A 23,533-nucleotide genomic window follows, 5' to 3' on the forward strand; every position below is an offset into this window, starting at 1 on the left:
CGCACCGTCTTCTGCCCGTTTGGTGATACCCGGGCTGTTTGCGCCGTACGCCGGAAGGACACAACAGGAGTGCGGGTCTTTGCAGTTCAGCGACCCGGTGTGGGATTCCTGTGGCCCTTGTGAGGGCATGGCACTTGGCTTGGAAGGCTGTTGGTCATGGCGATAGCGCAGCCCGAGCGGGGCGGGCTGCTGCCCGAGCGCACGGGCCCCCTTCGCGGCACGCTCGCCACCACCGCCTGCATGGAGACACTGCAGGTGGGCTATCTGCACGCCGTCGCGGCGGCGGCCGGCTGCTCGTTGTCGCAGCCCTTTCCGGACAACGGCATCGACTGGCACGTCAGTCACGGCTCGCCCGGACACACCGTCGACGACGAGGTCACCATCAAGGTGCAGCTCAAATGCACCTACCAGGTCGCGCCCAACCCACCGGGACGCTTCTTCTCCTTCACGCTCGACAACGACCATCTGCGCAAACTCGCCCGCACACCGGTGTCCGTGCACAAGATCCTGGTGGTGATGCTGGTGCCGAGAACCCAGGACGACTGGCTGCGCGCCGGCCACGACCGCCTGGATCTCAGGCACTGCTGCTACTGGGTCAACCTGGCCGGCCACCCCATCACCGGCCGGACCCGGACCACCGTGCGGATCCCCACCAACCGCATCTTCGACGACCGGGCGCTGTGCGAGATCATGACGCGGGTCGGGACGGGAGGCAGACCATGACCCACCGCCCGCTGGAGGAGCCACTGCGCGCGGTACGCCCCCACCCGGAGGCCCACTGGGACCGTCCGCCCACCCCCGACGAGGTCGACCCCGCCGTCCTGAGCGCCCTGCTGCACCGGCACGGCTGGCAGCGGCGCGGCGGCGCCCCCGGCCGCTACGGCCGCTGGACCCCGCCAGGACCGGGCAGCGGCGGAACCAGCCTGCTCGTGCCCGAGAGCCGCGCCTTCCCCGACAGCGACGACCTCCTCGGCGAGGCCCTCGTCGCCCTGTCCCGCAGCGGCACGCCCTCCGCGCGCGAGGTGCTCCTCGGCCTCGCCGTGCCCAGCGACGAGATCCGCTGGTGGCGTGACGTCCCGACCGGCCCCGCCGACGCCACGCCCTGGACCGTCGAGGAGCAACTGCGCGCCGCCGCCCGCCAGACCCTCCTCGCCGCCGCGCTCGCCACACGCGCGCGTGCCGGCTACTACGGCGCCCGTCACCGTCGTACGGCGGCCGCGTCCCTCGACACCGTCCTGGTCGGCTCCGCCGCCGGTGGCCGTCGGCTCACCGCCTTCGTGCCCGTCGGCACCGGCCGCCCGCTCGCCGTCCGCCTCCACCAGGCTCTCTACGCCACCCGCGAGGCCATCGACTACCGGCGGGCCACCGGTGGCATGGACGCCTTCGACGGCGCCGTGGAGGCCGGCGTCAGCCGCGAGCTCACCGAGGCGCTGATCGCCCTCGTCCGCGGTACGGAGGGCGCCCGTATCGCCGTCGAGTGGGCGCCCGCGGCCGGGGTCCCCGAAGGATGTGCGGCGTCCTCGGAGGCCGTCGAGTTCTCGCCCGGCGACCTGCCCGTGCTGCGCGAGGCAGGGGCCCGCTTCCTGCGCGAGGAGCCCTCCGTCGCGGTGCGGCTCACCGGCACCGTGGAGCGGATGCGCAGGTCGGGGCCGCGCGGGGACGGGTCGGTACGGCTGCGGGTGATCGCCGGCGCCGAGATACCGCACGTCCGGCTGACCCTGGACGAGGAGGCGTACCGCATCGCCGGGCACGCCCACCTCGTCGGGCTCCCGGTCCGGGTGCACGGCAGGCTGGAGAGCCGCGGCGGCTTCCGCAGGCTCACCGGGGCCACGGGCGTGGTGCCCGTGCAGGTGGACGAGGCCGAGCGGGACCGGCTGATGAAGTCCCTCCAGGAGAATCTCGACTTCTTCGAGGAGGCCTGCGAAGGGTCGTACGAGGAATCCCGCGAGGAGTCGTGCGAGGAGCCCTACGAAGAGTCGTGCGAGGAGTCCGCCGAGGGGGACTGATTTCGCGGAGGTGGGTGCCGGGTCGGTACGATCCCCTATTGCGCGCGCTCCCGGTATGGCGCCGCACCCACCTTCAGTCAGGAGAGACCGGTGTCAGACGTCCGTGTGATCATCCAACGCGATTCCGAGCGGGAAGAGCGCGTGGTGACGACGGGCACTACGGCCGCCGAGCTCTTCGCCGGCGAGCGCTCGATCATCGCCGCGCGCGTGGGAGGCGAGCTCAAGGACCTCGCGTACATCCTGTCCGAGGGCGACGCCGTCGAGGGCGTCGAGATCTCCTCCGAGGACGGTCTCAACATCCTGCGCCACTCCACCGCGCATGTGATGGCGCAGGCCGTCCAGGAGCTGTTCCCCGAGGCCAAGCTGGGCATCGGCCCGCCGGTCAAGGACGGCTTCTACTACGACTTCGACGTCGAGAAGCCGTTCACGCCCGAGGATCTCAAGGCCATCGAGAAGAAGATGCAGGAGATCCAGAAGCGGGGGCAGAAGTTCTCCCGCCGTGTCGTGACCGACGAGGCGGCTCGCGAGGAGCTGGCGTCCGAGCCGTACAAGCTGGAGCTCATCGGCATCAAGGGCTCCGCCTCCTCGGACGACGGCGCGGACGTCGAGGTCGGCTCCGGTGAGCTGACGATCTACGACAACCTCGACGCCAAGACCGGCGACCTGTGCTGGAAGGACCTCTGCCGCGGTCCCCACCTGCCGTCGACCCGCGCGATCCCCGCGTTCAAGCTGATGCGCAACGCGGCCGCCTACTGGCGCGGCAGCGAGAAGAACCCGATGCTCCAGCGCATCTACGGCACCGCGTGGCCGACCAAGGACGAGCTGAAGGCGCACCTCGACTTCCTCGCCGAGGCCGAGAAGCGCGACCACCGCAAGCTGGGCTCCGAGCTCGACCTGTTCTCCATCCCGGAGCAGATCGGCTCCGGCCTCGCCGTCTTCCACCCCAAGGGCGGGATCATCCGCCGGGTCATGGAGGACTACTCGCGCCGCAGGCACGAGGAGGAGGGCTACGAGTTCGTCTACACCCCGCACGCGACGAAGGGGAAGCTCTTCGAGCAGTCCGGGCACCTGGACTGGTACGCCGACGGCATGTACCCGCCCATGCAGCTCGACGAGGGCGTGGACTACTACCTCAAGCCCATGAACTGCCCGATGCACAACCTGATCTTCGACGCGCGCGGACGCTCCTACCGCGAACTGCCGCTGCGCCTCTTCGAGTTCGGAACGGTGTACCGGTACGAGAAGTCGGGCGTCGTGCACGGCCTCACGCGTGCGCGTGGCTTCACGCAGGACGACGCGCACATCTACTGCACCCGTGAGCAGATGTCGGAGGAGCTCGACAAGACGCTCACCTTCGTCCTCGGCCTGCTGCGCGACTACGGTCTGACCGACTTCTACCTGGAGCTGTCCACCAAGGACCCGGAGAAGTTCGTCGGCTCGGACGAGGTCTGGGAGGAGGCGACCGAGACCCTGCGTCAGGTCGCCGAGAAGCAGGGCCTTCCGCTGGTTCCCGACCCGGGTGGCGCCGCCTTCTACGGCCCGAAGATCTCCGTCCAGACCAAGGACGCGATCGGCCGTACCTGGCAGATGTCCACGATCCAGCTGGACTTCAACCTGCCGGAGCGCTTCGAGTTGGAGTACACCTCGCCGGACGGCTCCAAGCAGCGCCCGGTCATGATCCACCGCGCGTTGTTCGGTTCCATCGAGCGGTTCTTCGCGGTGCTCCTGGAGCACTACGCGGGCGCCTTCCCGGCGTGGCTGGCCCCGGTCCAGGCGGTCGGCATCCCGATCGGTGACGCGCACGTCGAGTACCTGGAGAAGTTCGCGGCCGCGGCCAAGAAGCAGGGCCTGCGCGTCGAGGTCGACTCCTCGTCCGACCGCATGCAGAAGAAGATCCGCAACGCCCAGAAGCAGAAGGTGCCCTTCATGGTCATCGCGGGCGACGAGGACATGGCGGGAGGCTCGGTCTCCTTCCGCTATCGCGACGGCTCGCAGGAGAACGGCATCCCCTTCGACGAGGCCATCGCGAAGATCGTGAAGGTCGTGGAGGAGCGGGCGCAGGTCTGATCTCCGTACGGCGGGGCCCTCGGGGAGTTCAGCTTCCCGGGGGCCTCTCGTCGTCCTCCCGGGAGAACACCTGGAGCAGCCAGGAGGCGAAGGTGCCGGTCACGGCGGCGAGCAGGGCCAGCCCGATCATCATCACGCCGACCGCGATCAGGCGTCCCAGCGGGGTGACCGGGGTGACGTCGCCGTAGCCGACGGTGGTCAGGGTGGCGCAGGCCCACCAGACGGCGTCGCCGAAGGTGGGCATGGTGGTACCGGGGGCGTCGCGTTCCTGCTGGTACACGGCGAGGGCACCGGCGAAGCCCAGCAGAAGGGTCGACAGACCGGAGTACGCGATCACGCGCGCGTGCAGGGCGAGTCGGGGTTCGCCGCGGCGGCGCAGCACGGCCTCGTACACCTTCACCACCCTGAGCGGCCGCAGCAGCGGCAGGAGCAGCACCACGGTGTCCAGCACATGCTTCCGTACGAAGCGGTGACGTTGCCCGCTGAGGCGCCAGCGCACCGCGTAGTCGACGGCGAAGAGCGCCCAGGCGGCCAGCGTCACCGCCAGACAGAGGTCGAGCGCGGCCTGCGGGAGACCGGGGGCCAGGACCCGGAGCGCGTACGAGGCGAGGAAGGCCAGGGAGGCGGCGGCGAGGGGGATCTCGGTGTGCTGCTCCCAGCGGGCCTGGCGGTGGGCGATGTCGGCGGGTTCGGGGTTGCCGGCTCGGGAGTGGGCGGCGCGGTGGGGCCTGGGGGCGTCGGTGCGGTGGGCCCGGTGGTGGACGGCGTGGTGGGGCGGGCGGGCGGGCGTGCTGTGGGTCTGGTGAGGTGCGGCGCGGTGGGGCTCGGGTACGTCGGTGTGGTGGGCCTCGGTCTCGGGTTCCCCGGTGCGCTGTGCCTCGGGACCTGCTGTGCCGTCGTCTTCGGACCCGCCCGTGTGGTGGCCCTCGCGACCTGCTGTGCCGTGCGTCCCAGGGCCGCCGGTGCTGTGGCCCTCGCGACCTGCTCGGTCTGGCGTGCCGTGGTCGCGGGGGTTGTCCGTGCTGTGGCTTTCGGGCTCGCTGTGGCTGTGGTCCTTGCGGCCTGGCGTGCCGTGGTTCTCGGCCTCGCCCGTGCCGTTGCTCTCCGGCTCGCCGTCGCTGTGGCCCTCGCGACCGGGCGTGCCGTGGCCTTCGCGCTCGCCGTTGCCCTGGCCCTCGCGAGCGTCGTTGCCGTAGCTCCCGCGAGGGTCGGTGTCGTCCGGCTCGGGCTCGTCGCTGCCAGGGCGGGTGCCGCTGTCGTCGTCCACCCGCCCAGCTTGGCCCGGGCCGCTTTTCCCGCAACCCCGCCGACACGGCGCGAACGGGCGAAGCCATATGCTGCTTTGCATGACGAGTGAGCCGGAGCAGCAGTTGGGAGTGGGGACGCAGGACGCGTTCCAGCGTCTGTGGACACCCCACCGGATGGCCTACATCCAGGGCGAGAACAAGCCGACCGGCCCGGGTGCCGACGACGGCTGCCCCTTCTGCTCGATTCCTGCCAAGTCGGACGAGGACGGTCTGATCGTCCGGCGCGGCCGGCTGGTGTACGCGGTCCTCAACCTCTACCCCTACACCGGTGGCCATCTGATGGTCGTGCCCTACCGTCATGTGGCCGACTACACCGACCTCACCGAGCCGGAGACCGCTGAACTCGGCGCGCTGACCAAGCAGGCGATGACGGCGCTGCGGTCGGCCTCCGGGGCGCACGGCTTCAACATCGGCATGAACCAGGGAACGGTCGCCGGCGCCGGTATCGCCGCCCACCTCCACCAGCACATCGTCCCGCGCTGGGGCGGCGACACGAACTTCATGCCGGTCGTCGGCCACACGAAGGTGCTCCCGCAGCTCCTGGGCGACACCCGCAAGATGCTGGCGGAGGCCTGGCCGACCGTCTGATCCGGTCGCCACCAACCAGCCCTCCCGCGTTCGAGGACGAGGCCGGCCAGGCCGAAGGGGGGTCTGGGGGCGCAGCCCCCAGGGCCGGCACCCAGACCCACCCGCACGTCGACGCGGCCCAACCGCCGGAGGCCTACGCGTCGTACACGTCCGCCTTCCGCGGCGACACGTCCTGCACCTGCGTGCTCAGGAAGCCCGCCCTCGTGCCGAACTTCTCGGTGTCCACGCCGTTCTCCGACAGGACCCGGATCGCCGCGGAGTGCACGACCCGCAATACGGGGGTCGCGGCGCGCAGCGCGTCGTCGGCCATGAAGCGGTGCCGCCACGGCTTGTCCGCCCAGGCGTGCCGCAGACCGAACGGCTCGGGCAGGGCGAGCGAGCCGCCGAGCCAGTTGAGCAGCGGCGGATACCAGGTCAGGGGCGCCCGGGCGGTGAGGCGGACCACCTCGTCCGCGTCGACCAGCGGGAGCTTGATCTTCTTGGTCTCCCAGAACCTGAGCTGCTTGGCGACCTCCTTCTCCTTGGCCGCCGGCTTGGAGGTGAACAGCCCGTGCACCGGCCCCAGGGCATGCCCGGTGACCTCGATGCGCAGCGTCTCGTGCAGCACGGTCACCGTGATCAGCATGGTGATGACGAGCTGCCCCTCCCACAGGGTCCACTGCACGCCCAGGTAGTGCCGGTCCCCGCCACCGAACTGCTGCTTGTTGCAGATGTCCTGTATGGCGTGCGTCTTGACCTGGTACGCGTCCACGTCCGTGCCCCCGGGCCGGGACACTTCCTTCGCGCCCTCCGCGATCGGCGTGACCACCCAGTGGCGTATGGACGGCTTCGGGAAGCCCCCTGTGTTGATCGTGTTGCGTTCCAGCATGCGCAGCTGGTCGTGGATGGAGCGGATGACGTCCCAGCTGCGGAAGGGATGGATCTCGCGGGTGGGGTCGGCGGACACCAGGTCCTCGGCCAGCTGCCAGCTGCCCCACCGGGTGCCCATGCCGAGTATGCCCTTGGGACCGGCGTAGAAGACCGAGTTGGACTGCTGCTCGGCGCTGAGCGTGGCCAGGGACTGGCGCAACTGCTCGGCCGCGGTCTCGCCGGGGTTGCTCGGCACCGCCTCGGGCACCTTGGCGCCCACGCTGCTGCCCGCCAGCAGACTGGCCCAGCGCTCCCGCAGATCGCTCGCGGTGCGCTCGCAGATCTGCTTGGCCCAGAACCAGCCGACCACGGGGAGGACTACGCACGCGCGTGCGTACAGGCCCCAGAACCCGCTGAACGGCATCTTCAGGAGGAAGAGCACGGCGAGTCCGGCCATCGCGACGAGGAGCACCGTGGAGATCGCTCCGGCCTGCTTGTCCTCGCGCCTGGCGACGTTGGTGCGCAGCGTGAAGACCAGCAGCCAGACCAGGAGTCCGGGCAGGAACAGCACACCGCACAGCACCATCACGGCGGTCAGCCAGTTGTCCCGGTCCCGCCGGATGTTGTTCGCCGCGAGGCAGTGCTCGACCACGACCTGCGGCTCGGCGCCGAAGGACTGGATGAGGGGCTTGCGGCCCGCGCCGAGCATGCGGGTGATCACGGCCGTGGAGAACGCCTCACCCAGGTTGGGGCGGAAGATCTTCGCCCATTTGCGGCCGCCCTTGACGGCCGATTCGTGCCACTCGTTGTTGGCCTTGAGGATCTCCTCCACCGGATTGTCCCGATAGGCCGCCGAGGCCAGGGCGAACGTCGCCGTCTGCGCCTCGTCGCCCGTGCGCGGCACTTGCGGACCGAAGAAGTCCGCGTAGCCGCTGTCAACGGTCATTCCCGCCCCCGATCGCCGCCGGACTCACCCACTGCGGCCTTCCCGACTTCCGTGCTTCGCACACCTGTTGATCAGGTCATCAGCGTATCCGTACACACTGACATTGGTCGGCGGACGGCCGAAGCCGCCCGCCGATTCGGAGGGGAGCGTTCCATAAACGTCACCCGCGAGGCCTTGAACGCCACTTGTGCGGCGCCCTGACCCAACTACGAGGCGGCACGTGCCTCTTCACGGATCCTTTCGGCGATCTGCGGCGGCATGGGTTCGTGCCGCGCGTAGGAGCGGCTGAACCGCGCGGTGCCGTGCGACAGGGACCTGAGGTCGACCGCGTACCGCCCGATCTCGATCTCGGGCACCTCGGCCTTGATGAGCGTGCGCCCGCCGTTGGTCTGCTCGGTGCCGAGCACCCGGCCGCGCCGCCCGGACAGGTCGCTCATCACGGCTCCCACATAGTCGTCGCCGACCAGCACGGACACCTCGGCGACCGGCTCCAGCAGATGGATCTTCGCCTCCGCCGCCGCCTCCCTGAGGGCCAGCGCCCCGGCCGTCTGGAACGCGGCGTCCGAGGAGTCCACGGAGTGCGCCTTGCCGTCCCGCAGCGTGACCCGGACGTCGATGAGCTGATGGCCGGTGGCGACCCCCTTGGCAGCCTGTGCCCGTACGCCCTTCTCGACGGACGGGATGAACTGCCGCGGGACCGCGCCGCCGACGACCTTGTCCACGAACTCGATGCCCGCGCCGCCGGGCAGCGGTTCCACCTCGATCTCGCAGATGGCGAACTGCCCGTGCCCGCCGGACTGCTTCACATGCCGCCCGCGCCCCGCCGACCTGTCGGCGAACGTCTCCCGCAGCGACACCCGGTGCGGTACGAGGTCCACCTGGACGCCGTAGCGGCTGCGCAGCCGCTCCAGGGCCACGTCGGCGTGTGCCTCGCCCAGGCACCACAGGACGACCTGGTGGGTGTCCTGGTTCTGTTCGAGCCGCATGGTCGGGTCCTCGGCGACCAGCCGGGCGAGGCCCTGCGAGAGCTTGTCCTCGTCCGCCTTGCTGTGCGCCTGGATGGCGAGCGGCAGCAGTGGGTCGGGCATCTCCCACGGCTCCATGAGCAGCGGGTCGTCCTTGGCCGAGAGGGTGTCGCCGGTCTCCGCGCGGCTGAGCTTGGCCACGCACGCGAGGTCGCCCGCGATGCAGTGCGAGAGCTGGCGCTGCTGCTTGCCGAAGGGGGCGGAGAGGGCGCCGATGCGCTCGTCGACGTCGTGGTCCTCGTGCCCGCGGTCGGCGAGCCCGTGCCCGGAGACATGGACCGTCTCGTCGGGGCGCAGGGTGCCGGAGAAGACCCGCACCAGCGAGACCCTGCCGACATACGGGTCGGACGCGGTCTTCACGACCTCGGCGACCAGCGGTCCCTCGGTGTCGCACGCCTTGATCTCGCGCGGCTTGCCGTCGATGGTCGTGACGCCCGGTGTGGGATGTTCGAACGGTGTCGGGAAGCCGCCCGTGATCAGCTCCAGCAGCTCGACCGTGCCGAGCCCCTGCCTGGCGCCGTCGGCCGCGGGGGCGGCGGCCAGTACGGGATGGAACACCCCGCGCGCGACAGCCCGCTCCAGGTCCTGCACGAGCGTCTTGAAGTCGATCTCCTCGCCGCCCAGATAGCGGTCCATGAGGGTCTCGTCCTCGCTCTCCGAGATGATCCCCTCGATCAGCCGGTTGCGGGCCTCCTCGATCCCCGGCAGCAGGTCCTCGCCCGGCTCGGACTCCTTGCGCTCCCCGGACGAGTAGTCGAACAGCTTCTGCGACAGCAGCCCGGTCAGCCCGGTCACCGGCGCGTGCCCGTCGGGCCCCTGAGGGGCGCGCAGCGGGAGGTAGAGCGGGAGCACGGCATCGGGGTCGTCGCCGCCGAAGGCCTCCGCGCAGATCCGCGTCATCTCCTCGAAGTCAGCCCGCGCGGCCTCCAGATGCGTGACGACGATCGCGCGGGGCATCCCGACGGCCGCGCACTCCTCCCACACCATGCGCGTCGAGCCGTCCACCCCGTCCGAGGCCGAGACGACGAAAAGGGCCGCGTCCGCGGCTCGCAGACCGGCCCTGAGTTCCCCGACGAAGTCGGCGTATCCGGGGGTGTCCAGAAGATTGATCTTGTACCCGTCCCATTCGACGGGCACCAGGGAGAGCTGAACCGAGCGCTGCTGCCGGTGCTCGATCTCGTCGTAGTCCGAGACGGTGCCGCCGTCCTCCACGCGGCCCGCCCGGTTCACTGCTCCCGCGGTGAGCGCGAGAGCTTCCACCAATGTCGTCTTGCCGGATCCGGAGTGGCCGACCAGCACCACATTCCGTACGGACGCGGGGTGGTCGGCCGCTGTTGCCCTGCCGGCGGCTCCGGGGTGTGCGTTCGCCTTGTCGCCCATGGCCTTGCCTCCCGTGCACGGTGAGGTCTCTGTGGGCGCGGACATGCGGACCCGCGTGCGGTGCGGCTCCGGTGACGCCCGCGGTCCTTCGAGCTTTCCACTCCCGTCACGGCGCGTCCATACGACGGACGCGATCGCCCCGTTACCTCGATGCCGCGAGCCCGTGACACGGGCTCCGGGTGCCCGTCCGTCGACCACGCGCGCGCGTGGCTACGATGGGCCAGCCGGTGGCCAGCAGGGGCCGAGCCGGCCACACCGACCGTCGGGAAGGCCATGCTGAACAAGTACGCGCGTGCATTCTTCACGCGTGTTCTCACTCCGTTCGCCTCGTTTCTGATCAGAAGGGGCGTGAGCCCCGACACGGTCACGCTCCTCGGCACCGCCGGAGTGGTCGCGGGCGCGCTGGTCTTCTACCCCATGGGGGAGTTCTTCTGGGGCACGGTCGTGATCACGCTGTTCGTGTTCTCCGACCTCGTCGACGGCAACATGGCCCGTCAGCTCGGCCGTTCCAGCCGCTGGGGCGCCTTCCTGGACTCCACGCTCGACCGGGTCGCCGACGGCGCCATCTTCGGCGGCTTCGCCCTCTGGTACGCGGGCGGGGGCGACGACATCGCCCTGTGCGCGGTCTCCATCTTCTGCCTGGCCAGCGGCCAGGTGGTGTCGTACACGAAGGCCCGGGGCGAGTCGATCGGGCTGCCGGTCGCCGTCAACGGCCTCGTGGAGCGCGCCGAGCGTCTGGTGATCTCCCTGGTCGCGGCCGGCTTCGCGGGCCTGCACAAGTTCGGCGTGCCCGGCATCCAGTACCTGCTGCCGGTCGCCCTGTGGATCGTCGCCGTGGGCAGCCTGGTCACGCTCGTCCAGCGGGTCGTCACGGTGCGTCGTGAGTCGGCGGAGGCCGAGGAGGCCGCGGCGGAGTCGGGTGCGGGGGAGTCTGCCGCTGTCGAGACGGCGTCCCAGGAGAAGCCCCACGAGAAGCCCCAGGAGAACAAGAGCGCCCAGGAGCAGGGGAGCGAGGCCGCGAAGTGAGCGCCCAGGAGCGGCTGACGGACTCCCTGTACGGCCTCGGCTGGGGCGCGGTCAAGAAGCTCCCCGAGCCGGTCGCCGTGCGCCTCGGCCGGAGCATCGCCGACCTGGCCTGGAAACAGCGCGGCAAGGGCGTACTCCGACTGGAGAGCAACTACGCGCGCGTGGTGCCCGACGCGAGCCCGGAGCGCCTCGCCGAGCTCTCGCGCGCGGGCATGCGGTCGTATCTGCGCTACTGGATGGAGTCCTTCCGGCTGCCCGCCTGGAGCAAGGACCGCATAAAGGCAGGCTTCGATCCCAAGGGCCTGCACCACCTCACCGACGGGCTCGCGGCCGGCAAGGGCGTCATCCTCGCGCTGCCGCACATGGCCAACTGGGACCTCGCCGGCGCCTGGGTCACCACCAAGCTGGAGACGCCGTTCACCACGGTCGCCGAACGGCTCAAGCCGGAGACGCTCTACGACCGTTTCGTCGCCTACCGCGAGGGCCTCGGCATGGAGGTGCTCCCGCACAGCGGCGGCACCGCGTTCGGCACGCTGGCCCGGCGGCTGCGTGACGGCGGCCTGGTCTGCCTGGTCGCCGAGCGGGACCTGTCGTCGTCCGGGGTCGAGGTGCGGTTCTTCGGCGAGGCGACCCGTATTCCCGCAGGCCCGGCCCTGCTGGCCCAGCAGACGGGCGCGCTGCTGCTGCCGGTGACACTCTGGTACGACGACTCGCCCGTCATGCAGGGAAGGGTGCACCCCCCGGTCGAGGTGCCCGAGACAGGTACGCGGGCCGAAAAGACGTCTGTCATGGCACAGGCGCTGGCCGATGCCTTCGCCACCGGGATCGCCGACCATCCGGAGGACTGGCACATGCTGCAGCGTTTGTGGCTGAAGGACCTCGAACCCCGACCGTCGGACGGGGCCCGCCCGTGAGAATCGGCATCGTCTGCCCGTACTCCTGGGATGTGCCGGGTGGCGTGCAGTTCCACATCCGCGACCTCGCCGAGTACTTCATCCGTCTCGGCCACGAGGTGTCCGTCCTCGCCCCGGCCGACGACGACACCCCGCTGCCCCCGTACGTCGTCTCGGCCGGCCGCGCGGTCCCGGTGCCGTACAACGGCTCGGTGGCCCGGCTGAGCTTCGGCTTCCTGTCGGCGGCACGGGTGCGCCGCTGGTTGCACGATGGCGAGTTCGACGTGGTCCACATCCATGAGCCGTCCTCGCCGTCGCTCGGCCTGCTGACCTGCTGGGCCGCGCAGGGCCCGATCGTCGCCACCTTCCACACCTCGAACCCGCGCTCCCGGGTCATGGTCGCCGCGTACTCGATCCTCCAGGCCGCCCTGGAGAAGATCAGCGCCCGGATCGCCGTCAGCGAGTACGCCCGCCGCACGCTCGTCGAGCACCTCGGCGGCGACGCGGTGGTGATCCCCAACGGCGTCGACGTCGACTTCTTCGCCAAGGCCGAGCCGAAGCCCGAGTGGCAGGGCGACACGATCGGCTTCATGGGGCGCATCGACGAGCCCCGCAAGGGCCTGCCGGTGCTGATGAAGGCCCTGCCCAAGATTCTCGCCGAGCGCCCGCGGACCCGGCTGCTGGTCGCCGGGCGCGGCGACGAGGAGGAGGCGGTGGAGTCGCTCCCCGAGGAGCTGCGCGCGCGTGTGGAATTCCTCGGCATGGTCAGCGACCAGGACAAGGCCCGCTTCCTGCGCAGCGTCGACCTGTACGTCGCCCCCAACACCGGCGGCGAGAGCTTCGGGATCATCCTGGTCGAGGCCATGTCGGCGGGGGCCCCGGTACTGGCGTCGGATCTGGACGCCTTCGCCCAGGTCCTCGACCACGGCGCGGCGGGTGAGCTGTTCGCCAACGAGGATGCGGACGCGCTCGCCGAGGCGGCGGTACGACTGCTCGGTGACCCGGCGAGGCTGGCCGAACTGCGGGCACGCGGCAGCGCGCACGTACGCCGGTTCGACTGGTCGACGGTCGGCGCGGACATCCTGTCGGTGTACGAGACGGTGACGTCGGGCGCGGCGGCGGTGGCAGCGGCGGACGACGCCCGGGGGCCGGGTTTGCGGGCGAGGCTGGGACTCGCCCGGGACTGACCGTGGCGGGGCTGTCGGAGCTGGGGCCGGATGCCGTGAGCCGATCACGGGCCCGGCCCGCCCGACACCGAACCGGCTGCCCAGGCCCGTGCCGACGTCGGCACTGCCGAAGGGCGAGAGACCTCGCGACGACAGCCTCGTACCGGTCAGGCGTTCCTCGGGCACGCTCTCGTGTCCACCCCTGTGCCTGACCCACCCCGCCTCAACCCGCCCCGATAGCCTTGCTGCCCGTGACTCCCACCCTCATCTGGATTCTCGTCGCGCTCGTCGCGATCGGCCTTTATCTGAGCTGGACCGCGGGCCGTCTCGACCGGCTGCACGCCAGGATCGACGCCACGCGCGCGGGCTTGGACGCGCAGTTGCTCCGTCGGGCCTCCGTGGCCCAGGAGTTGGCCACCTCAGGTGTGCTCGACCCGGCCGCGTCGATCGTCCTGTACGAGGCCGCGCACGCGGCCCGGCAGGCCGAGGAGGAGCAGCGGGAGGTCGCCGAGAGCGAACTGAGCCAGGCGCTGAGGGCCGTGTTCGGGGAGTCGGCCCAGGTGGAGGCGGTTCGCGAGGTGCCCGGGGGAGAGGCGGCGGCCCATGAACTCACGGAGGCCGTACGGCGGGTCCCGATGGCCCGCCGCTTCCACAACGACGCGGTCGGCGCCGCCCGCCGGCTCCGCCAGCACCGCAAGGTCCGCTGGTTCCGGCTGGCCGGCCACGCCCCCTTCCCGATGGCCTTCGAGATGGACGACGAACCGCCCGCGGCCCTGGTGGACCGGGCCACGTAGGACGTCGGTTCATGAGGTGCGGGGCCGGCCGCCGGTCAGGGCTGGGCCCCCTACGAGCGGGAGGGCTGTCCGCTGCCCGTGCCGGTACGGGCCCTCGACGAGGAGCTCGGGAGATCTTCGTCGGCGAGCCGAAGGGGTACGGCTACTGCGGCCGGACCTGGGGCGCCGTCGCGCTGCACGCCCACGGCTCGCCAACCGTGACGACCTATGTCCCGCGCCCCTGGCTCCGACCAGGCACGGGTGTCGGTCCTCACACCCGACGGCCCCGGCGTGCGTGCTGACCTGGGAGAACTCCGGCCGACACGATCCCCCGGGAGGCAAAACGATCCACCGACTCCCCATTGGCCCTTGCTGTGGCCTGCTCCCGTGCCGTTTCCTCGGTGCTGCAGTAATCCCTTTCACTTCAGCGAGGTCAACCCGTGTCCAGCACCGAGAACCAGGCTCCCGAGACCGGCACCGCGCGCGTGAAGCGCGGTATGGCGGAGCAGCTCAAGGGCGGCGTGATCATGGACGTCGTCACTCCGGAGCAGGCGAAGATCGCGGAGGACGCGGGCGCCGTCGCCGTCATGGCGCTGGAGCGGGTCCCGGCCGACATCCGCAAGGATGGCGGCGTGGCCCGGATGTCCGACCCGGACATGATCGAGGGCATCATCGAGGCCGTCTCGATCCCGGTCATGGCCAAGTCCCGCATCGGCCACTTCGTCGAGGCCCAGGTCCTGCAGTCGCTCGGCGTCGACTACATCGACGAGTCCGAGGTCCTCACCCCGGCCGACGAGGTCAACCACAGCGACAAGTTCGCCTTCACGACCCCCTTCGTCTGCGGTGCCACCAACCTGGGCGAGGCCCTGCGCCGCATCGCCGAGGGCGCGGCCATGATCCGCTCCAAGGGCGAGGCCGGCACCGGCAACGTCGTCGAGGCCGTCCGCCACCTGCGCCAGATCAAGAACGAGATCGCCCGCCTGCGCGGCTACGACAACCACGAGCTGTACGCCGCCGCCAAGGAGCTGCGCGCCCCGTACGAGCTGGTCAAGGAGGTCGCCGAGCTCGGCAAGCTCCCGGTCGTGCTGTTCTCCGCCGGTGGCGTGGCCACTCCCGCCGACGCCGCGCTGATGCGCCAGCTCGGCGCCGAGGGCGTCTTCGTCGGCTCCGGCATCTTCAAGTCCGGCGACCCGGCCAAGCGCGCCGCCGCCATCGTGAAGGCCACCACCTTCTACGACGACCCGAAGATCATCGCGGACGCGTCCCGCAACCTCGGCGAGGCCATGGTCGGCATCAACTGCGACACCCTCCCCGAGACCGAGCGCTACGCCAACCGCGGCTGGTAACCACTCATGAGCACTCCTGTCATAGGCGTCCTGGCCCTCCAGGGCGACGTCCGGGAGCACCTCGTGGCCCTGGCCGCGGCCGATGCCGTGGCCAGGCCGGTGCGGCGCCCCGAGGAACTCGCCGAGCTGGACGGCCTCGTCATCCCCGGCGGCGAGTCCACCACCATCTCCAAGCTGGCGGTCCTGTTCGGCGTGATGGAGCCGCTCCGCGCGCGCGTGCGGGACGGCATGCCCGTCTACGGCACCTGCGCGGGGCTGATCATGCTGGCCGACAAGATCCTCGACCCGCGCTCGGGCCAGGAGACCATCGGCGGCATCGACATGATCGTGCGCCGCAACGCCTTCGGACGTCAGAACGAGTCCTTCGAGGCCGCGGTCGACGTCGAGGGAGTTCCGGGCGCCCCGGTGGAGGGCGTCTTCATCCGCGCCCCCTGGGTGGAGTCCGTCGGTGCCGAGGCCGAGGTGCTCGCCGAGCACGACGGCCACATCGTCGCGGTCCGCCAGGGCAACGCGCTCGCCACGTCGTTCCACCCGGAACTGACCGGCGACCACCGCGTGCACTCTCTCTTTGTCGACATGGTGCGCGCGTACCGGACGCGGGAGTCCTTGTAGGATCTCAGGCGTTGGTTGCAGAGATGGGTTACGCGAAGGAGACAGGCAGATGTCCGGCCACTCTAAATGGGCCACGACGAAGCACAAGAAGGCCGTGATCGACGCCAAGCGCGGCAAGCTCTTCGCGAAGCTGATCAAGAACATCGAGGTCGCGGCGCGCATGGGCGGCGTGGACCTGGACGGCAATCCGACGCTTTACGACGCCGTGCAGAAGGCGAAGAAGTCGTCTGTTCCCAACAAGAACATCGACTCCGCCATCAAGCGCGGCGGCGGTCTCGAGGCCGGCGGCGCCGACTACGAGACGATCATGTACGAGGGCTACGGCCCCAACGGCGTCGCGGTGCTCATCGAGTGCCTCACCGACAACCGCAACCGCGCCGCCTCCGACGTGCGCGTCGCCATGACCCGCAACGGCGGCAACATGGCCGACCCCGGTTCGGTGTCGTACCTCTTCAACCGCAAGGGCGTCGTCATCGTCCCCAAGGGCGAGCTCACCGAGGACGACGTGCTCGGTGCCGTCCTGGACGCGGGTGCCGAGGAGGTCAACGACCTGGGTGAGTCCTTCGAGATCCTCAGCGAGGCCACCGACCTGGTCGCCGTCCGTACCGCCCTCCAGGACGCCGGGATCGACTACGACTCCGCCGACGCCAACTTCGTCCCGACCATGCAGGTCGAGCTGGACGAGGAGGGCGCCAGGAAGATCTTCAGGCTGATCGACGCTCTCGAGGACAGCGACGACGTCCAGAACGTCTTCGCCAACTTCGACGTGAGCGACGAGGTCATGGAGAAGGTAGACGCCTGAGCCGACGCTCTGCTGCGAACGGGCCGACGGGACACACCCGTCGGCCCGTCGCTTTGCCGGGCGTTGCAGGCGGTCGTTGTCGGTGGCACCCGATAGCCTGCACGAACTGGGGATATCGAAGGAGGGGGAGCGTGCGCGTACTCGGGGTGGACCCCGGTCTCACGCGATGCGGCGTGGGCGTCGTCGAGGGGGTCGCGGGCCGGCCGCTCACGATGATCGGCGTCGGGGTCGTACGCACGCCCGCGGACGCCGAGTTGGGACAGCGACTCGTCGCCGTCGAGCAGGGCATCGAGGAGTGGCTGGACGAGCACCGGCCCGAATTCGTGGCCGTGGAGCGGGTGTTCAGCCAGCACAACGTCCGTACGGTGATGGGCACGGCCCAGGCCAGCGCCGTCGCCATGCTGTGCGCCGCCCGCCGCGGCATCCCCGTCGCCCTGCACACCCCGAGCGAGGTAAAGGCCGCCGTCACCGGCAGCGGGCGTGCCGACAAGGCCCAGGTCGGCGCCATGGTCACCCGCCTGCTGCGACTCGACGCGCCGCCCAAGCCGGCCGACGCCGCCGACGCCCTCGCCCTCGCCATCTGCCACATCTGGCGCGCGCCCGCCCAGAACCGACTCCAGCAGGCCGTCGCCCTGCACGCAGCCACAGCACGGAAAGGCCGTACGGCATGATCGCCTTCGTGAGCGGCACGATCGCCGCACTCGCTCCCGACACCGCGGTGGTCGAGGTCGGCGGTGTCGGCATGGCGGTGCAATGCACGCCGAACACGCTGTCGACGCTCCGTCTCGGCAAACCCGCCAAGCTCGCCACCTCCCTCGTCGTGCGCGAGGACTCCCTCACCCTCTACGGCTTCGTCGACGACGACGAGCGCCAGGTCTTCGAACTGCTGCAGACCGCCAGCGGCGTCGGCCCGCGGCTGGCCCAGTCCATGCTGGCGGTGCACTCGCCCGACGCGCTGCGCCGAGCGGTGGCCACCGGTGACGAGAAGGCGCTCATCGCCGTGCCCGGCATCGGCAAGAAGGGCGCCCAGAAGCTGCTCCTGGAACTCAAGGACCGGCTCGGTGAGCCGATCGGCGCCCCCACGATCGGCGCTCCGGTCACCCAGGGCTGGCGCGACCAGCTGCACGCCGCCCTGATCGGCCTCGGATACGCCACGCGCGAGGCCGACGAGGCCGTCACCGCCGTGACCCCGCAGGCAGAGGCGTCCGAGGGCACGCCTCAGGTCGGCCAACTGCTCAAGGCCGCCCTGCAAACCCTGAACCGCGCCCGCTAGGAGAACGTCAGTGAACTGGGACGACACCACCGACGACACCGCCGCCGAGCGGCTCGTCGGTGCGTCCGCCGACCGCGAGGACCAGGCCGTCGAGGCCGCCCTGCGCCCCAAGGACCTGGACGAGTTCATCGGCCAGGAGAAGGTCCGCGAACAGCTCGACCTGGTCCTGCGGGCCGCACGCGCGCGGGGCGCCACCGCCGACCACGTGCTGCTCTCCGGCGCCCCCGGCCTCGGCAAGACCACCCTGTCGATGATCATCGCGGCCGAGATGAACGCCCCGATCCGGATCACAAGCGGCCCCGCCATCCAGCACGCCGGCGACCTCGCGGCGATCCTCTCCTCCCTCCAGGAGGGCGAGGTCCTCTTCCTCGACGAGATCCACCGCATGTCGCGGCCCGCCGAGGAGATGCTGTACATGGCGATGGAGGACTTCCGCGTCGACGTCATCGTCGGCAAGGGCCCCGGCGCCACCGCCATCCCGCTGGAGCTGCCCCCGTTCACCCTGGTCGGCGCCACCACGCGCGCGGGTCTGCTGCCGCCTCCGCTGCGCGACCGCTTCGGCTTCACCGCGCACATGGAGTTCTACGAACCCGCCGAGCTGGAGCGCGTCATCCACCGCTCGGCCAACCTGCTCGACGTCGAGATCAACCCCGACGGCGCCGCCGAGATCGCCGGCCGCTCGCGCGGCACGCCCCGGATCGCCAACCGTCTGCTGCGCCGGGTCCGCGACTACGCCCAGGTCAAGGCCGACGGGATCATCACCCGCGACATCGCCGCGGCCGCCCTGAAGGTCTACGAGGTCGACGCCCGCGGCCTCGACCGCCTCGACCGCGGAGTCCTGGAGGCCCTGCTCAAGCTCTTCGGCGGCGGCCCCGTCGGCCTGTCCACGCTCGCGGTCGCGGTGGGAGAGGAGCGCGAGACCGTCGAAGAAGTGGCCGAGCCCTTCCTCGTACGGGAGGGTCTGCTCGCCCGCACCCCGCGCGGACGGGTCGCCACTCCCGCGGCATGGGCACATCTCGGCCTCACCCCGCCCCGGTCGGCGTCCACAGGAAACGGACAACAGGACCTGTTCGGGACGTGATGTCTTTGTGACGGCGATGCATTGGCCGGGTCCGGAACCCAGGTGCGATGCTGAGCGTTGTTCCCTGCGCGCGGACTCGCTTAGACTCCGCCGATGCCGCCTTTGTCGGCGGCAGACATACCCCCAACCATCAGGCCGCTCACATCGCGGTCGCGTGAAGGAAGTACCGACCCGTGAGTCTCGTGACCCTCCTCCCGTTCATCGTGCTCATCGGGGCCATGTTCCTGATGACCCGCTCGGCCAAGAAGAAGCAGCAGCAGGCCGCGAGCATGCGGAACGACATGCAGCCCGGCAGCGGCGTCCGCACCATCGGGGGCATGTACGCCACGGTCAAGGAGGTCAACGAGGACACGGTCCTCCTCGACGCCGGTCCCGGCATCGATCTTCTCTTCGCGAAGAACGCCATCGGTGCCGTCCTGACCGACGACGAGTACAACCGCATCGTCCACGGCATCGAGCACGACCTGAAGTCCGACTCCGACGTCGTCCCGGACGACGCCTCCTCCCTCACCGAGACCGACGAGTCCGCCGACGAAGCTGCCGCCGCCTCCGACGAGAAGTCCGTCGACCTCGGTAAGAAGGACACGGCCGAGGAGCCCGCCGACGACGCGCCCGCCGAGGCCGCCGAGGCGAAGTCGGACGAGGAGCCGAAGAAGACCGACGGCGACTCCGACGCGAAGTAGTCGCACTCCGGGGCGCGCGCACCAGCTCGACGCGCCCCGGACCTGCGCGTCTCGCACGGGATCCCGACACCAGTCATGGCCGCCCGCCCGCCGATCCGGCGCGAGAGCGGCCCGAGAGGGAGTACGAGAAGGTGGCAGCACCCAAAAGGGGCCGGAGCGCGAGTGCCCAGAGCAAGCCAGGGCGCACGCTGGCCCTGATCCTGATCGCCATCGTGGCGCTCACCGGTGGAATGTTCCTCTCCGGACACACCACCCCGCGTCTCGGCATCGACCTTGCCGGAGGCACCAGCATCACGCTGGAGGCCAAGGCCGAGCAGGGGTCCGCGATCAACAAGGCCAACATGGACACCGCGGTCGACATCATGAACCGCCGTGTCAACGGCCTGGGCGTCTCCGAGGCGGAGGTGCAGACCCAGGGTGATCGCAACATCATCGTGAACATCCCGAAGGGCACCAACTCCAAGGAGGCCCGCGACCAGGTCGGCACCACCGCCAAGCTGTACTTCCGCCCGGTCCTGGCGCAGGAGGCCACCGGCCCCGCCGCGGCCACCTCGCCGAGCCCCTCCGCCAGCGGCTCCTCGAAGGCCTCACCGAGCCCCTCCGCGAGCAAGTCCGGTTCCACGGGCGAGAAGGCGACCTCGTCGTCCTCCCCGTCGGCCTCCGCCACCTCGCAGGGCCGCGCCGTCACCGACGCGCTGAAGGCCGACTCCACGCCGTCGGCGTCCGCGAGCGCGTCGAGCTCCGCGTCCCCGTCGGCCTCGGCCCCCGCGAGCACCGCCCCGTCCGACGCCCAGGCCAAGCTCCAGGCCCAGTACACCGCCCTGGACTGCTCGAAGAAGGCGCAGCGCACCACCGCGGGCGAGGGCGCCAAGCCGGGCGACACCACCCTGGGCTGCGGTCAGAGCTCCGGCGTCTGGTACAAGTACCTGCTCGGCCCGGCCGCCGTCGACGGCACCGAGGTCAAGAAGGCCCAGGCGGTCTTCGACACGCAGAACGCCTCCGGCTGGCAGGTCACCATGACCTTCAACAGCAAGGGCGCCAAGAAGTTCGCGGACGTCACGGGCCAGCTCTCGAAGAACACCCAGCCGCAGAACGAGTTCGGCATCGTCCTCGACGGCGAGGTCGTCTCCAGCCCCTACGTCAACTCCGCGATCACCGGCGGCAACGCCCAGATCTCCGGCAGCTTCACGCAGGACGAGGCGCAGAACCTCGCGAACATGCTGTCGTACGGCGCCCTCCCGCTCTCCTTCAAGGAGCAGAGCGTGACCACGGTGACCGCGGCGCTCGGCGGTGACCAGCTGCACGCCGGTCTCCTCGCCGGTGCCATCGGCCTCCTCCTGGTGGTCTTCTACCTGGTGGCGTACTACCGGGGTCTCTCGCTGGTCGCGATGGCCTCGCTGCTCGTCTCCGGCATCCTCACCTACGTGCTCATGGCGCTGCTCGGCCCGGCCATCGGGTTCGCGCTGAACCTGCCGGCCGTGTGCGGTGCCATCGTCGCGATCGGTATCACCGCGGACTCGTTCATCGTGTACTTCGAACGCATAAGGGACGAGATCCGCGAGGGCCGCTCGCTGCGCCCCGCCGTCGAGCGGGCCTGGCCGCGTGCCCGGCGCACCATCCTGGTCTCCGACTTCGTGTCGTTCCTCGCCGCCGCGGTGCTGTTCATCGTCACGGTCGGCAAGGTCCAGGGCTTCGCGTTCACGCTCGGTCTGACCACCGTGCTCGACGTGGTCGTGGTCTTCTTCTTCACCAAGCCGCTGATGACACTGCTGGCCCGCCGGACGTTCTTCGCCAGCGGCAGCAAGTGGTCCGGGCTCGACCCGAAGAGCCTGGGTGCCAAGCCGCCGCTGCGCCGCACCCGCCGTCCCGCCGCCCCCGCCCACACGAAGGAGGCGTGAGCATGTCGAAGCTCGGCAACCTCGGCGCCCGACTGCACCGTGGCGAGATCAGCTACGACTTCATCGGTCACCGCAAGCTCTGGTACGGCATCTCGATCCTGATCACCATCACGGCGATCCTGGGCCTCGCGGTACGCGGCCTCAACATGGGCATCGACTTCCAGGGCGGCGCGGTCTTCACCACGGAGAAGACCAGCGTCTCGGTCTCCCAGGCCGAGGACTTCGCGAAGGAGGCCTCCGGCCACGACGCCGTCGTCCAGAAGCTAGGCAACGGCACGCTGCGCATCCAGATCGCCGGCATGGACACCCAGCAGTCCGACCAGATCAAGACGGACCTGGCCAAGGACTTCAAGGTCGACCCGGAGAGCATCGCCGCCGACCTGGTCGGACCCAGCTGGGGCGACCAGATCGCCAACAAGGCCTGGCAGGGCCTGGCGATCTTCATGGTCCTCGTCGTGATCTACCTGGCGATCGCCTTCGAGTGGCGCATGGCCATCGCGGCGCTCGTCGCCCTGATCCACGACATCACCATCACCGTCGGCATCTACGCCCTCGTCGGCTTCGAGGTCACGCCGGGCACGGTGATCGGTCTGCTGACCATCCTCGGTTACTCGCTCTACGACACGGTGGTCGTCTTCGACTCCCTCAAGGAGCAGACGAAGGACATCACCAAGCAGAACCGCTGGACCTACAGCGACATCGCCAACCGCTCGATCAACGGCACCCTGGTCCGCTCGATCAACACCACGGTGGTCGCGCTGCTTCCGGTGGCGGGCCTGCTGTTCATCGGTGGCGGCTTCCTCGGCGCGGGCACGCTCAACGACATCTCGCTGTCGCTGTTCGTCGGTCTCGCCGCCGGTGCGTACTCCTCGATCTTCATCGCCACGCCGCTCGTCGCCGACCTCAAGGAGCGCGAGCCGGCCATGAAGGCCCTCAAGAAGCGGGTCCTGGCCAAGCGCGCCCAGGGGTCCGGCGAGGAGGAGACCGCCGACTCGCGTCCCGTCTCCGACGAGCCGGACGACGACACCGCCCACGCGGTCGTCGGCCCGCGCACCCAGCCCGCGTCCCGGGGCCGGGGCCGTGGCCGTCCCTCGGGGAAGCGCCGATGACGGGCATCGAGGAGCTGCTGCTCAGCCGTATCCGTGATGTGGCCGACTACCCGGAGCCGGGCGTGATGTTCAAGGACATCACCCCGCTCCTGGCGGACCCGGCGGCTTTCACGGCGCTCACCGACGCGCTGGCCGCGGTCGCCGCGAACACCGGTGCCACGAAGATCGTCGGTCTGGAGGCCCGGGGATTCATCCTGGGCGCCCCGGTCGCCGTCCGCGCGGGCCTCGGCTTCATCCCCGTGCGCAAGGCGGGCAAGCTCCCCGGGGCGACCCTCAGCCAGGCGTACGACCTGGAGTACGGCTCGGCGGAGATCGAGGTGCACGCGGAGGACCTGTCCGCCGACGACCGCATCCTGATCGTCGACGACGTCCTGGCGACGGGCGGCACCGCGGAGGCATCGATCGAGCTGATCCGCCGCGCGGGCGCCGAGGTGGCGGGCCTCGCGGTGTTGATGGAACTGGGCTTCCTGGGCGGGCGGGCCCGCTTGGAGCCGGCCCTGGCCGGAGCCCCGCTGGAAGCGCTGCTGGTGGTCTGACCGACCGCAACCGTGCATCGCGTGACGGCCGTCCCTGGATCTCCGGGGGCGGCCGTTTCCCGCGGGAGGGTGCGCGCGGCCGTGCGGAATGCCGACGGCGACCCCTCGTGTTTGGGAGGTAGACGTCCCTCACATCGGCCTGAAGGCGATCCTGGGGCGTTGGATCG

At 70.4% G+C, this 23,533-nt stretch carries 21 protein-coding genes; 18 read left to right on the forward strand and 3 right to left on the reverse strand.

Annotation, left to right across the window (positions count from 1 at the left end; genetic code table 11):
* The first annotated feature begins 156 nt into the window (after nucleotides 1-156).
* The 3 genes from ABZT93_RS27815 to thrS all read left to right on the forward strand — a co-directional run bounded on the left by ABZT93_RS27815 (nucleotide 157) and on the right by thrS (nucleotide 4,073).
* Complete coding sequence (locus ABZT93_RS27815) at nucleotides 157-723, forward strand: DUF4365 domain-containing protein (protein ID WP_356109715.1); 567 nt, start codon at nucleotides 157-159, stop codon at nucleotides 721-723.
* Nucleotides 720-2,006 (forward strand): hypothetical protein, encoded by a 1,287-nt coding sequence (locus ABZT93_RS27820; RefSeq protein WP_356109717.1) that lies wholly within the window; start codon nucleotides 720-722, stop codon nucleotides 2,004-2,006. Before ABZT93_RS27815 ends, ABZT93_RS27820 begins: the two co-directional genes overlap by 4 nt.
* A gap of 90 nt (nucleotides 2,007-2,096) precedes the next feature.
* Complete coding sequence (thrS, locus tag ABZT93_RS27825; RefSeq protein ID WP_356109720.1) at nucleotides 2,097-4,073, forward strand: threonine--tRNA ligase; 1,977 nt, start codon at nucleotides 2,097-2,099, stop codon at nucleotides 4,071-4,073.
* A gap of 28 nt (nucleotides 4,074-4,101) precedes the next feature.
* Here thrS and ABZT93_RS27830 read toward each other — a convergent pair whose 3' ends face one another.
* Complete coding sequence (locus tag ABZT93_RS27830; RefSeq protein WP_356109928.1) at nucleotides 4,102-4,752, reverse strand: potassium channel family protein; 651 nt, start codon at nucleotides 4,750-4,752, stop codon at nucleotides 4,102-4,104.
* Nucleotides 4,753-5,407: 655 nt separating this feature from the next.
* Between ABZT93_RS27830 and ABZT93_RS27835 the strand changes: the two genes are divergently transcribed.
* Nucleotides 5,408-5,968, forward strand: a complete 561-nt coding sequence (locus tag ABZT93_RS27835) for an HIT domain-containing protein (protein ID WP_356109723.1) — start codon at nucleotides 5,408-5,410, stop codon at nucleotides 5,966-5,968.
* Nucleotides 5,969-6,101: 133 nt separating this feature from the next.
* Here ABZT93_RS27835 and ABZT93_RS27840 read toward each other — a convergent pair whose 3' ends face one another.
* On the reverse strand, nucleotides 6,102-7,763 hold the full coding sequence (locus ABZT93_RS27840; protein ID WP_356109726.1) for a hypothetical protein: 1,662 nt from the start codon (nucleotides 7,761-7,763) through the stop codon (nucleotides 6,102-6,104).
* Between the two features lie 206 nt (nucleotides 7,764-7,969).
* Entirely contained in the window at nucleotides 7,970-10,168 is a 2,199-nt protein-coding gene (locus tag ABZT93_RS27845) for an elongation factor G-like protein EF-G2 (RefSeq protein ID WP_356109931.1), read from the reverse strand.
* Between the two features lie 273 nt (nucleotides 10,169-10,441).
* Here ABZT93_RS27845 and pgsA point away from each other — a divergent pair, with 273 nt between their 5' ends.
* The 14 genes from pgsA to ABZT93_RS27915 all read left to right on the forward strand — a co-directional run bounded on the left by pgsA (nucleotide 10,442) and on the right by ABZT93_RS27915 (nucleotide 23,366).
* The gene (gene pgsA / locus ABZT93_RS27850) at nucleotides 10,442-11,194 is read left to right on the forward strand and encodes a phosphatidylinositol phosphate synthase (RefSeq protein WP_356109729.1); all 753 of its coding nucleotides are present in this window, start codon (nucleotides 10,442-10,444) and stop codon (nucleotides 11,192-11,194) included.
* On the forward strand, nucleotides 11,191-12,108 hold the full coding sequence (locus ABZT93_RS27855) for a phosphatidylinositol mannoside acyltransferase (RefSeq protein WP_356109731.1): 918 nt from the start codon (nucleotides 11,191-11,193) through the stop codon (nucleotides 12,106-12,108). The genes pgsA and ABZT93_RS27855 overlap by 4 nt, the downstream gene beginning before the upstream one ends.
* Nucleotides 12,105-13,274 carry a glycosyltransferase family 4 protein gene (locus ABZT93_RS27860; RefSeq protein WP_356109734.1) on the forward strand — a complete coding sequence of 390 codons (1,170 nt, stop codon included), beginning with the start codon at nucleotides 12,105-12,107 and terminating at the stop codon, nucleotides 13,272-13,274. The genes ABZT93_RS27855 and ABZT93_RS27860 overlap by 4 nt, the downstream gene beginning before the upstream one ends.
* Before the next feature lie 230 nt (nucleotides 13,275-13,504).
* Complete coding sequence (locus tag ABZT93_RS27865) at nucleotides 13,505-14,047, forward strand: hypothetical protein (RefSeq protein WP_356109737.1); 543 nt, start codon at nucleotides 13,505-13,507, stop codon at nucleotides 14,045-14,047.
* Between the two features lie 419 nt (nucleotides 14,048-14,466).
* On the forward strand, nucleotides 14,467-15,372 hold the full coding sequence (gene pdxS / locus ABZT93_RS27870) for a pyridoxal 5'-phosphate synthase lyase subunit PdxS (RefSeq protein WP_352247992.1): 906 nt from the start codon (nucleotides 14,467-14,469) through the stop codon (nucleotides 15,370-15,372).
* 6 nt (nucleotides 15,373-15,378) lie between these two features.
* A complete protein-coding gene (gene pdxT / locus ABZT93_RS27875; RefSeq protein WP_356109740.1) occupies nucleotides 15,379-15,984 on the forward strand; it encodes a pyridoxal 5'-phosphate synthase glutaminase subunit PdxT in 606 nt (201 codons plus the stop codon).
* Nucleotides 15,985-16,033: 49 nt separating this feature from the next.
* Nucleotides 16,034-16,786, forward strand: coding sequence for a YebC/PmpR family DNA-binding transcriptional regulator (locus tag ABZT93_RS27880; RefSeq protein WP_020117485.1), 753 nt, complete (start codon nucleotides 16,034-16,036; stop codon nucleotides 16,784-16,786).
* Between the two features lie 131 nt (nucleotides 16,787-16,917).
* Complete coding sequence (gene ruvC / locus ABZT93_RS27885; RefSeq protein ID WP_356109743.1) at nucleotides 16,918-17,457, forward strand: crossover junction endodeoxyribonuclease RuvC; 540 nt, start codon at nucleotides 16,918-16,920, stop codon at nucleotides 17,455-17,457.
* Complete coding sequence (gene ruvA, locus ABZT93_RS27890; protein WP_356109746.1) at nucleotides 17,454-18,059, forward strand: Holliday junction branch migration protein RuvA; 606 nt, start codon at nucleotides 17,454-17,456, stop codon at nucleotides 18,057-18,059. Before ruvC ends, ruvA begins: the two co-directional genes overlap by 4 nt.
* A 10-nt stretch (nucleotides 18,060-18,069) precedes the next feature.
* Nucleotides 18,070-19,140: a Holliday junction branch migration DNA helicase RuvB gene (gene ruvB / locus ABZT93_RS27895; protein WP_356109749.1), complete on the forward strand. Its 1,071-nt coding sequence runs from the start codon at nucleotides 18,070-18,072 to the stop codon at nucleotides 19,138-19,140.
* Nucleotides 19,141-19,313: 173 nt separating this feature from the next.
* On the forward strand, nucleotides 19,314-19,823 hold the full coding sequence (gene yajC, locus ABZT93_RS27900; protein ID WP_356109751.1) for a preprotein translocase subunit YajC: 510 nt from the start codon (nucleotides 19,314-19,316) through the stop codon (nucleotides 19,821-19,823).
* Between the two features lie 131 nt (nucleotides 19,824-19,954).
* Nucleotides 19,955-21,721, forward strand: a complete 1,767-nt coding sequence (secD, locus tag ABZT93_RS27905) for a protein translocase subunit SecD (RefSeq protein WP_356109754.1) — start codon at nucleotides 19,955-19,957, stop codon at nucleotides 21,719-21,721.
* Between the two features lie 2 nt (nucleotides 21,722-21,723).
* Nucleotides 21,724-22,830, forward strand: a complete 1,107-nt coding sequence (gene secF / locus ABZT93_RS27910; RefSeq protein WP_356109757.1) for a protein translocase subunit SecF — start codon at nucleotides 21,724-21,726, stop codon at nucleotides 22,828-22,830.
* Nucleotides 22,827-23,366: an adenine phosphoribosyltransferase gene (locus tag ABZT93_RS27915; protein ID WP_356109760.1), complete on the forward strand. Its 540-nt coding sequence runs from the start codon at nucleotides 22,827-22,829 to the stop codon at nucleotides 23,364-23,366. Before secF ends, ABZT93_RS27915 begins: the two co-directional genes overlap by 4 nt.
* Nucleotides 23,367-23,533: the final 167 nt, after the last annotated feature.

The organism is Streptomyces sp. NPDC005303 (assembly GCF_040607335.1).
In the GTDB taxonomy this organism is placed as follows: Bacteria; Actinomycetota; Actinomycetes; order Streptomycetales; family Streptomycetaceae; genus Streptomyces.

Coding starts and splice junctions, on each gene's coding strand:
- ABZT93_RS27815 (WP_356109715.1), top strand. CDS start 157: ATGGCGATAGCGCAGCCCGAGCGGGGCGGGCTGCTGCCCGAGCGCACG.
- ABZT93_RS27820 (WP_356109717.1), top strand. CDS start 720: ATGACCCACCGCCCGCTGGAGGAGCCACTGCGCGCGGTACGCCCCCAC.
- ABZT93_RS27835 (WP_356109723.1), top strand. CDS start 5,408: ATGCTGCTTTGCATGACGAGTGAGCCGGAGCAGCAGTTGGGAGTGGGG.
- ABZT93_RS27840 (WP_356109726.1), bottom strand. CDS start 7,763: ATGACCGTTGACAGCGGCTACGCGGACTTCTTCGGTCCGCAAGTGCCG.
- ABZT93_RS27845 (WP_356109931.1), bottom strand. CDS start 10,168: ATGGGCGACAAGGCGAACGCACACCCCGGAGCCGCCGGCAGGGCAACA.
- pgsA (WP_356109729.1), top strand. CDS start 10,442: ATGCTGAACAAGTACGCGCGTGCATTCTTCACGCGTGTTCTCACTCCG.
- pdxT (WP_356109740.1), top strand. CDS start 15,379: ATGAGCACTCCTGTCATAGGCGTCCTGGCCCTCCAGGGCGACGTCCGG.
- ABZT93_RS27880 (WP_020117485.1), top strand. CDS start 16,034: ATGTCCGGCCACTCTAAATGGGCCACGACGAAGCACAAGAAGGCCGTG.
- ruvA (WP_356109746.1), top strand. CDS start 17,454: ATGATCGCCTTCGTGAGCGGCACGATCGCCGCACTCGCTCCCGACACC.
- secF (WP_356109757.1), top strand. CDS start 21,724: ATGTCGAAGCTCGGCAACCTCGGCGCCCGACTGCACCGTGGCGAGATC.
- ABZT93_RS27915 (WP_356109760.1), top strand. CDS start 22,827: ATGACGGGCATCGAGGAGCTGCTGCTCAGCCGTATCCGTGATGTGGCC.